Source organism: Devosia sp. (genome assembly GCF_034675085.1).
In the GTDB taxonomy this organism is placed as follows: Bacteria; Pseudomonadota; Alphaproteobacteria; order Rhizobiales; family Devosiaceae; genus Devosia.
In genome coordinates, this window is the sequence record NZ_JAUCDN010000098.1 from 1 (window position 1) to 10447 (window position 10447).

Annotated in this window: 8 protein-coding genes; 3 read left to right on the plus strand and 5 right to left on the minus strand. The window is 60.5% G+C overall.

Annotated elements, in window-relative coordinates:
- From VDP82_RS08140 to VDP82_RS08160, 5 genes are all read right to left on the minus strand, one after another.
- The coding region (locus VDP82_RS08140; protein WP_323014350.1) for a metallophosphoesterase at positions 1 to 1353 on the minus strand (1353 nt) is incomplete at its 3' end.
- A 34-nt stretch (positions 1354 to 1387) separates the two neighbouring features.
- Complete coding sequence (locus VDP82_RS08145; protein ID WP_323014351.1) at positions 1388 to 2233, minus strand: inositol monophosphatase family protein; 846 nt, start codon at positions 2231 to 2233, stop codon at positions 1388 to 1390.
- 3 nt (positions 2234 to 2236) lie between these two features.
- Positions 2237 to 3325 carry an ABC transporter ATP-binding protein gene (locus VDP82_RS08150; protein ID WP_323014352.1) on the minus strand — a complete coding sequence of 363 codons (1089 nt, stop codon included), beginning with the start codon at positions 3323 to 3325 and terminating at the stop codon, positions 2237 to 2239.
- Between the two features lie 6 nt (positions 3326 to 3331).
- Positions 3332 to 5020 carry an ABC transporter permease gene (locus VDP82_RS08155; RefSeq protein ID WP_323014353.1) on the minus strand — a complete coding sequence of 563 codons (1689 nt, stop codon included), beginning with the start codon at positions 5018 to 5020 and terminating at the stop codon, positions 3332 to 3334.
- A 132-nt stretch (positions 5021 to 5152) separates the two neighbouring features.
- Positions 5153 to 6151: an ABC transporter substrate-binding protein gene (locus tag VDP82_RS08160; RefSeq protein ID WP_323014354.1), complete on the minus strand. Its 999-nt coding sequence runs from the start codon at positions 6149 to 6151 to the stop codon at positions 5153 to 5155.
- Between the two features lie 314 nt (positions 6152 to 6465).
- Here VDP82_RS08160 and VDP82_RS08165 point away from each other — a divergent pair, with 314 nt between their 5' ends.
- From VDP82_RS08165 to VDP82_RS08175, 3 genes are all read left to right on the plus strand, one after another.
- Positions 6466 to 7464 carry an extracellular solute-binding protein gene (locus tag VDP82_RS08165; protein WP_323014355.1) on the plus strand — a complete coding sequence of 333 codons (999 nt, stop codon included), beginning with the start codon at positions 6466 to 6468 and terminating at the stop codon, positions 7462 to 7464.
- Between the two features lie 78 nt (positions 7465 to 7542).
- Entirely contained in the window at positions 7543 to 8646 is a 1104-nt protein-coding gene (locus VDP82_RS08170) for an ABC transporter ATP-binding protein (RefSeq protein ID WP_323014356.1), read from the plus strand.
- Positions 8647 to 8741: 95 nt separating this feature from the next.
- Positions 8742 to 10343 (plus strand): iron ABC transporter permease, encoded by a 1602-nt coding sequence (locus VDP82_RS08175; protein ID WP_323014357.1) that lies wholly within the window; start codon positions 8742 to 8744, stop codon positions 10341 to 10343.
- The last annotated feature ends 104 nt before the right edge of the window (positions 10344 to 10447 follow it).

Below are 10447 nucleotides of genomic sequence, written 5' to 3' on the forward strand. Positions count from 1 at the left end.
AAGCAGGCCCTGAACATCATGGCTCTCGACAAAGGCGGACAATTCGGGTGGCCATTCATCGATCATCAGGCGGGTTTTGACCTGCTCGCCAATGTGCTGGAACAGATAATCGCCATAGCTGGTTGCGGCCAACATTGGCGAGGATGTGCCCAGATGGTCGAGTTCGGCCTGATAGCCGGGCAGAAGATCACGATAGCTGTCGAATTCCAGGCGCTCAAAACCGATCTCGACCTGTTTCCCCCGAGCGCTGACCAGGCCGATGATGGCGGGAAACGCGATCAGCGAGGGCATGGCGTAGTTGGTCAGCGTGTTGCCGCCAGCGGTCACGGCGGCGCGGTCGTAGATATGCATGTGACCGCTGAAATGGGTGTGGATTCCTGTCGCGCACAGCGCATTGGAGACGGCAGAAGAAGGGGTGCGCCGAACCGACATGGTCTGGCCGAGCAGGGCCGCTTCCAGGGCTTCGGTCCCATCGAGGGGGTCAACCATCGGGTAGTGCGAAAAGCAGATCAATGTCTTGCCCATCGCGTCGGCGCGCCGGGCGACGTCGCGCATCCATTGCACGAGGAAGGGCTTGTGGCGAATCAGCGCCGACCATCCGGCCGCCGTGCTGTCCTCAAACGCATCGGCCTGGCTGTTGTCGGGGCGGCCATCGCGCGGCACAAAGATATTGGCGTCGATGGAGAGCAGCCACAGACCCGGCTCCGGCTCGACCAGATAGGATAGATCCAGTTGACGCTGGCGGGTTTTTCCATCGGGCGCGGTCATGGTGCAGAAGCGGGTTTCAACGGTGTCGTCGGGGCCGAAAGGCGTTTCCCAGTGCAGGTCCGTGGGGCGGCGGGCCAGGCCAAAGCGCCCCCATTGTTCGAGAAGGGCGGGATAGGCCTGGCAGCGCTGGCGGGGCTCGTGAAGATAGGGCTGCTCCAGGCGTGCCATATCGGGCGATGCACTGCCCACCACCGTATAGCTGCCGTCGTCATTGAGCAGGCGGCGGGTGATGTCGCGGCCGCTCATGCCATAGGCATCATGATTGCCGGGCGTCAGGAAGCAGCGCAGGCCATGGCGCGCCTCATAATCGTCCAGAACCGCGATGGCACCGTCCATGGCCGAAACCTGGCCATCATCGGTCAGGTCGCCGGCGATGACGACGTGGCGGATCTGGTGGTGCACGCACAGGTCCAGAGCGGCGGGGAGGGCGAAATAGCCCTCATTGAACAGCCGCGTGGAGGCGGCGCTGTCGCGCAGGGTATGGATGCTGGCGCCCTTGCGTTCGCCCACGCTGGGACCAGCCATGGCATAGCCAGGGAAAATGTCGAAGTAGTGCGGATCGGCAATGACGGCAAAACGGTGCATGAAAGGCCTTGCTTGCGATGGGGAGGCGCCAGCTTCAGGGTCCGGGGCGCGAGCCCTGTTTGGTAGCGGCTGAGCTGTTGGCATCGAAATGTTGCGAGGCTACCAGAAAGCGCCTGATTTTTGACAGGTTCCGCATCGGTTCGGCAATCGCTCGCCCGTCAGCGTCCCAGGCCAGGAGCTGACCGCCGCCGGCGACGACCAGTTGGAAGCCGGCGGCAATGTCCCACATCTGGAATTTCTCGTCATAGCCCACCGCCACGCGCCCGACGGCGACATAGGCCAGTTGCAGGGCGCAGGAACCCAGCCGCCGAACGCCGCGAAAGCTCTCGACCAGGTCGGCGAATTGGGCCAGTTGACCGGGCGTTGGGCGCGCGCCTTCATGCGGCATATTGGTCAAGAGCTCGACATCCCGGTCGGTGCGGCCGAAGGCAGCACAGCGGACCGGCTTGCCGTTCAGGGTGAGGCCGTCCTTGCTGGAGAGGAATAATTCCTCCCGGATCGGGTCATAGATCACGCCGCAGACAGGCTGGTTTTGCGCATCGAAAGCGCCGAGGGAAACGCAGAAAAAGGGCAGGCCCGAAGCAAAATTGCTGGTGCCGTCAATCGGGTCGATAATCCAGGTGGTCCCGCCAGTTCCGCGCCAGCCGGTTTCTTCTCCCAGGATCCTGCTGTCGGGAATCTGGTCCATGATGATGGTGGAGGCGACGCGCTCGGCTTCGCGGTCTGTGGCGGTGACAATGTCGAAATAACCGTCCTTTTCCTCGATATCGGGAGGACGGCCGAGCTGGCCCGCCATAAAGGCGTCACGCGCCAATTGGCCGGCAGCCCTGGCGGCCGCTATCGCCGTGGCGATGATGGTTTCGTCTGCAATATTCGTCATGTTTCACAGGGCCGGGTTTTGGGGGGCCAGAGGCCAGGGCTTGGCGTCGGCAAAGGAGAAGCGCAGCATTTCACCAACCGCCCGTACGCCGTGGCTGTGCTGGCGATAGTCGACGATGCTGCACCGCTGGCCATCGAGATTGACCAGATATTCCGCATATCCACCCTGAAAAACCACCCGCTGGATTTCGGCGGTCAGCGCTCCGTCCGCGCTCAGGGTGATCTGTTCGGGCCGGATGACGCAATCGATCTCATCGCCAGGGGCGGGGCTCACATCCTCAAGCGGCAAGACGATATCGCCACCGGCAATCCGGGCATGCGCCTGTTTTCCCTCCACGCGCAGCAGGCGGGCCTTGAGGATATTTGCCTTCCCCATGAACTCGGCAACGAAGGCCGTGCGCGGGCGGGCGTAAATATCGGTAGGAGAGCCATCCTGTTCGATGACGCCATTGCGCATGACGACCACGCGGTCGGAAATGGCCATCGCCTCGCTTTGGTCGTGGGTGACATAGAGGCTGGTAATGCCCAGCCGGGTTTGAAGCATGCGCAATTCGTCGCGCATGCGTTCGCGCAATTGCGCATCCAAATTCGACAGGGGCTCGTCGAACAGCAGCACCTTGGGCGCGATCACCACCGCGCGCGCCAATGCCACACGCTGCTGCTGGCCCCCGGAAAGCTGCGCGGGCGCCCGATCGGCAAAAGGCGAGAGCTGCATCAGGTCGAGAATTTCGGCGATGCGCCGGTCCATCTCGTCTTGCGGCAATTTTAGCACTTTCAGCCCGAAGGCCACGTTTTCGCGTACGCTCATATGCGGGAACAGGGCGTAGCTTTGAAATACCATGCCAATGCCGCGCCGGTTCACAGGCGTGGTGGTGATGTCATGACCTTCCATGACGATCTGGCCATCGGTGGGCGTTTCAAAGCCAGCCAGCATGCGCAATGTCGTGGTCTTGCCGCAGCCGGAGGGGCCGAGCAGGGTGACCAGCGTGCCGGGGGCAATGCTCAGGTTCAGATTTTTGACCGCGTGGGAGCCGGGATGCCCGTCCACGCCGGGAAAAACCTTGTTCACCTCTTTGAAAACAACGCTCGACATATCGCACTACCCTCTATTGGCCACTCGGCCCAATGCGAATTGCATCAGGCCGAGAACAACCAGAACAACAGCAATCAGAATGACGCAGTAGGCGGCCGCGAGCCCGAGCCTGAGCGTTTCCACCTGGTTGAGAATGGTCACGGTGATCAGGCTCCAATTTGCCGATACCAGGAAGATGACAGCGCTCAGCGTCGTCAGCGAACGGGTGAAGGCGTAGGCGAAGGCGGTGAAAAAGGCCGGTTTGAGCAGGGGCAGGGTCACCTGAGCGAAGGTGCGGGTGTTGGACGCTCCCAATATGCTCGCCGCCTCCTCGATGGATTTGTCGATCTGGCGCAATTGATTGGAGCCGGCCTCAATGCCCACCTGCAAGGTTTTGACCACCATGGCTGCGATGATGATGGCGGCAGTTCCCGTGAGCAGGAGCGGTGCGGTATTGAACACGCTGATATAGCCAATGCCCAGAATTGTTCCGGGCGCGGCAAAAGAGAGCAGCGTACCCCACCGCAAAACGCTGCTGCCCGGAAATTTCCGGCGCGTCAGGATATAGGCGATCAGCATGCCCAGAAGGGCGGTGATGGGGGTGGCGATGCCGGCAAGGACCAGCGAGTTCTGCAAGGGGCGCAGGCCGGCGGAAAACACGCCGATATAATGGTCGATGGTGAATGACCAGTCGATGCCCGGCAGCTTGGTGAAGGAGACCGCAACCACCGTCGCGTAAAAAAGAATGATGGTGGCGACGAGCCCATAGCAGAGCACCGTCAATGGCCAGACCACAAAAGGGCTGACAATGCGGATCTTTTGAACGCCGGGCTTGCCGGTCACGGTCACATAGCTTTTGCGGCTCACCCAATAGCGATGCACCATGAAAGCTAGAAGCGAGGGCAAGAGGAGCAGGCTGGCCAGAAGGGCGCCGGCTTCCAGATTGAAATAGCCAATAAGCTGGGAATAGGCCTCAACCGCCAACGTATTGTAATTGCCGCCAATCACCATCGGATTGCCGAAATCCTCGATGGATTTAACAAAGACCAGCAGGACGGAGCTCAAAATCGCCGGCACGGTCAGGGGCAGCGTCAGGCGCTTGAAAATGGTCCATTGCGAGGCGCCGAGCGATGAAGCCGCGTCTTCGAGAGCGCTGTCGAGCGATTGCAGCATGCCGCTGATATTGAGGTAGGCAATGGGGGTGAAGGCCAGCACCTGGATCAGCACCAGGCTATGAAAGCCATAAATATTGCTGTTGCGAATGCCCAGAAGCTCGCGGGTAATCAGCCCGGACCGGCCGAACAGGATCAGAATGGCCAGCGCCATGACGAAGGGAGGCGAGATCACGGGGAGCAGGGCCACCGCGTGAACGAAGCGTTTGCCGGGCATGCTGGTTCTGGCAACGGCAAAAGCGAGGGCAAATCCCGCAAGGGTGGCTATTGCGGCCGATGTGGCACCAAGAAGCAGCGTATTGCCAAAGGCGCGCCACACCATGGAAGAGCTGAGATTGGAGATGATGGCTGCGGGATCGAAGCCTTCTTGGCCCAGTATGGCGAGCTTGAGCACGCTCAGGATCGGCAGGATTGCGAAAATCAGGACCGAAAGGGAGATCAACACGAAAATCCCGAACAGCCAGGGATCAGCCATGATTGATCGAACTCGATAGGCAAGGGGCGTGATGCCGGATCGCACGACGATGTTGGTGGAGGCAGCCATGGCACCCTCAGGGCAAGGCGAAGCCGCTTATGCGCGACCCGGCTGAGATGAAGGGAATTGGGATGCCGCAAGAACGGGCGGCATCCCTAAAGCGGGCAGCGTCAGATAAACTCGCGCTGCCTGAGAAAATACCTACTTGGCGTCCGAAACGTTGCGCACGGCATTCTCATAATGCTCAAGCAGGCGGCTGCGGTTTTCGCCAGCCCATTTGGAGTCGTAGTCGATAAGCTTCACCGCTTGCAGATCGATGTTGAAGGTCGGGTTGTCATAGGCCTCCAGGGCCGAACCGCGATAAGTCGCGCTGATGGCCTGCTGGCCTTTGTCGCTCAAAATCCAGTCAAGAAAAGCCTTGGCGGCGTCGCGCTGCCCCTCGGGTGCATTGGCGACCAGGCCGGCGGCATTGATTTCAAAACCCGTCCCCTCTTCGGGGAAGGACACGCTGATCGGGAAGCCTTGCGCGATCAGCGCTTCAAGATCCTGCGTAAAGGCCATGGCGATGGCGACTTCGCCACTGGCAGCCATGCGGGAGGGGGCGCTGCCGGAACGGGTATATTGCACCACGTTCGCATCGATGCCCTTCATGATCTCGAAAGCCTTGTCCTCACCATAGAGCTGGACCATCGCGGCGAGCGAGACATAGGCCGTGCCCGAAGCTGCCGGGTGCGCCAGGGCAACAGCGTCCTTGAACACCGGGTCGGCAAAATCTTCCCAACTGGTGGGCGGTTCCGCGCCCAATTCAGCGACATAGTCGGCGTTATAGGCAAAACCGATGGGAGAAACCGCAATCGGCGTCCAGAAATTCTCCGGATCCCGATGCGCTGCCGCTACCCCTGCGATATTGGCGGATTCATGGGCTTCGAGCAGGCCCTCGCTCGCGCCCTGAATGAAGATGTCGGCCGCACCGGCCAGCCACAGGGCCGCCTGGGGATTGTTTTTTTCGGCCCGAATACGCGCCAATATCTCTCCCGCGCCCAGCCGCACAAAGGCCGAGGTGTAGCCCGTATCGTCTTCAAATGCCTTCAACACCGACGTGCAGTCGTTTTCCGACATCGGGCAATAGACGGTCATCTGGTCGGCTGACAGCGCTGGCTGGGCCAGGCCGAGGGAGAGCAGGGCGGCGCCGCCGGCCAATAGCAGCTTGGATTGCATTATAAGATCCTCCTGAAAAGCCGGATGTCCTCACCACGTCCGGGCCAGTCATTGATATCGATGAAATTACATTAGTCAAATTTTTTGTAGGAAATTTTCAAAACCCATGGCAAGGTGAGCAGGCGCTGAGAGGAAACCGGATATGGACGGTGCGCGCATGGTTGCCGGACAGGGTAGGGCGGGGGATTGGCAACGCATTGACTTCACTCTGAAGTTCTACTCAGGATGGTTCTAACCGGGGCAATATCGAAAAAAACGAAACATCCCCAACGCAAATCATTAAGGGAGGAAATCATATGAAAAGAAGCACTATCGGGTTGTCTGCAATCGTTTTTGCAACGACGCTCATTTCTGCGCCCGCATTTTCGCAGGAAGCGGACAAGGCTCCAACGGATTCCCTGGTTTTGTATTCCTCGCATCCGATCGAGATGGTGGATTACTATATTTCTGCCTTTGAGGCGGAGAATCCGGGCGTAAAAGTGGATCTGATTACCGGTGGGACCGGCGAGTTGCTGAGCCGTATCAAGGCGGAGGCCGGGCGGCCGCTCGGTGACGTCTTGTGGGGCGGCGGCGCCCATACCGGCAGCTCGGCTCCTGAACTGTTCAATGCCTATGACTCCCCGGTCCTGTCCGAGATTTTTCCCGAATTTCTGGACCCGGCCGGCTTCAACGCCCCTCCGGGGGCCTTCACCATGGTGATCGTCTATAACAAGGACCTGGTGAGCGACGAAGACGCGCCCAAGACCTGGGCCGAGCTCGCGGACGCCAAATGGAGCGGCAAGATCCAATATGCCAACCCGGCTTCGTCCAGCTCGTCCTATGCCGCCCTGGTGGCTTGGAAGGAGATCGGCGGGTGGGAGCTGGTGGAGGCAATGGCCAAGAACATGACCATTGTTGACAGCTCCAGCGGGCCGTTCACTGCCGTGGGCAATGGCGAAGTCGAATTGGGCGTCGCCTATGAAGAGGGCGCGCATCGCTGGCTGGCCAGCGGCAAGGTCGGCATTGTCTATCCGAGCGACGGGGTCACCCTGCTCGCCGAAGGGCTCTTCCGCATGAAGGATGGTCCCAATGAAGCCAATGCGGACAAATTCGCTGACTTCATCCTGTCCCAGCCCCAGCAGCAGGCCCTGGTCGACAACTTCCCCGGCCGGCGCCCGACCAATGTGAATGTCAGTTTCCCGGACAGCATGCCGTCCGCGAATGATCTGAATGTGCTGCCTTATCCTGCTGACGCCGTCACCGACCAGGCCGACTGGCTGGCGAAGTGGAAGGACATCATGATCAACACCCGTTGATCGGTACGTCCCGGGGCCCGGCCGCCTGGCGGTCGGGCCTCATTCACGGCTTCCATTTGTCCAACCATGCAAAGCTCCATGCAGAATAATCACATCAGCTCTTCTGTCCGACTTGATGGTGTCTCCATCACCTTTGGTGATGTCGTCGCGGTTTCCAACGCCAATCTGTCGATCGAATCCGGCGAATTCTTCACCCTGCTCGGGCCGAGCGGCTGCGGGAAAACCACGCTGTTGCGCGCCATTGCCGGGTTTTATCGCCAGAGCGCGGGCACCATCATGCTTGGCGATCAGCGGGTTGACGATGTGCCCGCGCATAGCCGGGACACCGGCATGGTGTTCCAGAACTACGCGGTGTTTCCGCATCTGAGCGTTTGGGACAATGTCGCTTATGGCCTGAAAAGCCGTGGCATCACCGGCGAGCAGGCCAGCAGCCGCATCCGTGAAGTGCTCGAAATGGTGGATCTGGTCGGCTATGAAAAGCGCATGCCCAAGCAGCTCTCGGGCGGGCAGCAGCAGCGCGTGGTGATTGCCCGCGCGGTGGTGATCCGGCCGCGTGTGCTGCTGATGGACGAGCCGCTGGCCAATCTGGACGCAAAGCTGCGCATCCGCCTGCGCAACGACTTGAAGAAGCTCCAGCGCAATCTGGGCATCACCACCATTTATGTGACCCACGATCAGGACGAAGCGCTGAGCCTGTCGGACCGGATGGCGGTCATGAGCGGGGGCAAGGTGTTGCAGGTGGGCACGCCCGAGCAGGTTTACACCACGCCCGCCACGCTGAGCGTGGCCGAATTCATCGGCGAAGGGAATTTTCTGCGCGGCACCGCGCGGCGCAGGGGCGAGGAACTGGTGGTCACCATGGCGTCGGGGGTGGAACTCGTCTCGACCGGTCCGGGCAGCACGCTGGAGGGGCCGGCGTGGATCGGCTTCCGGCCCCAGGACGGAAATTTGAGGCCGACGGGATCGCAGGTGAATGGCTTTACCGGCACGCTGGTGTCCAAAACCTATCTCGGTTCCTATACGCGCCTGGAGCTTGATTGCGGGCTGGAGCGCCCGGTGTCGATTCAGCTCAATGCCCGCGATGTCGCGGGGGGAACGGTGGAAGGCGCCCAACTCACCTTCCATCTCGATCCCGGCGCCACCCTGATCTTTTCCGGCGCCGAACAGGATACCGGGCTGTGAGCGGGGCGGTGGGTGTGCAGGAGCCGGCCGGTCCCGGACGAGAATTCCGGCCCAGATTTCAGGCGAATTTTTGGGTTCTGGTCACGATAGGGGCGGTGCTGCTGTTCATCGCCCTGCTGATCTATCCGCTGGCCCGGCTGTTCATTTCCAGCATGATGTCGTCTTCGAGCACCGGCGCCACGGCGCTGGATGCTTATGTCGATTTCTTCACCAAGCGTTATTATTACGAGACCCTGATCAACAGTATCGTGGTGGGCACGCTGGCCACGATCGGCGCAACCATTACCGGGGTTCCGGTGGCCTATCTGGTGACGCGGTTCAATATTCCAGGCAAGCTGCTCATCCGCGCCCTGATTGTGCTGACCTTTGTTTCGCCGCCCTTTATCGGGGCCTATGCTTGGATTCTGTTGCTGGGCAGGAACGGGGTGATTACGAATTTCCTGGGGACACTGGGCATTAATTCACCGACGATCTACGGCTGGGGCGGCATTGCCCTGGTGTTTACCCTGCAAGGCTTTCCCTTCGTTTTCCTGATGGCAAGTGCCGGACTTAAATCCGTGGACCAGAGCCTGGAAGACGCCGCGCAAAATCTGGGCCGCAGGCCGCTGCAAATCCTGTGGACGGTGATCCTGCCCCTGATCGTGCCCTCCATCTCGACGGGCGCCCTGCTGGTGTTCGTGACCTCTTTTGCCGACTTCGGCACGCCGATGATCATCGGTGAGGGTTATAGGGTCATGGCCAGCGTGATCTATACCGAATTCGTCAATGAGCATGGCGGCAATCCCAGGGTGGCCAGTTCCCTGTCGCTGATCCTGCTGGTGGTGACGGTGGGGGCGCTGTTCCTGCAGCGCTGGTATGCCCGCAAGCGCTCCTTCGGGCAGGAGACGGTCAAGCCGCTGATGAGCCGCAGGCTTGAAGGCGGCAAGCTCGCTGGAGCGACCGGCTTTGTTTATCTGGTGGTGCTCGCCGCGGGCCTGCCGCTGGTGGCCATTGTCGTTTCGTCATTCCTCAAATCGCGTGGACCGCTCCTGACCGGTGAATTCACCCTCCAGGGCTACGCGAACGCGATCCGGCTGCCGACCGCCTTGTTCAACACGCTGTTCTTTTCGACTATCGCCACGGTGCTGTGCGTGCTGGCGGGATGCCTGATCGGCTATGTGGTGGTGCGCCGCCGCGACCGGCTGGCAAATCTTCTGGACGCGTTTTCCATGGTGCCGTTCGCCGTTGCCGGCGTCGTGATCGGCATCGCAGTCAGCATCAGCTATGGCGGCGCTCCCTTCTATCTGGGAGGGACGGTCTTTATTCTGCTGATGGTATATTTCATTCGCCGCCTGCCCTATTCGATCCGCTCGGTTTCCGGGATGCTGAGCCAGATCGGCACCGATACCGAGGAAGCCTCGATCAATCTCGGGGTTCCGCCCGGCCGCACCTTCTGGCGCATCACGGTGCCGATCATCTCGCCTGCCATCCTGTCCGGGGCGCTCTTGACCTGGGCGACTGTCGCCAAGGAATTCAAATCCACCGTCATCTTGTATGGAGGCTCGACACGTACACTGCCGGTAGAAGTGTTCGGCTATGTTTTGCAGGGAAATTTCGCCTCGGCTTCCGTTATCGGCACGGTGCTGATCGCGGTTAGCCTGGTCCCCATTGTTCTGCTGTTCAAATTGCTGGGTAAGGACGAGGATTTTCTCATATGAGTTCCAGCCCACGGCGCAAAGCGATCACCAGGGTGGCGCGCCGGGGCCCTGCAAAGCAAAACCCGTGTATGTTACCAGTCGGCCAGGCGGGTGCTGTTCAGCAG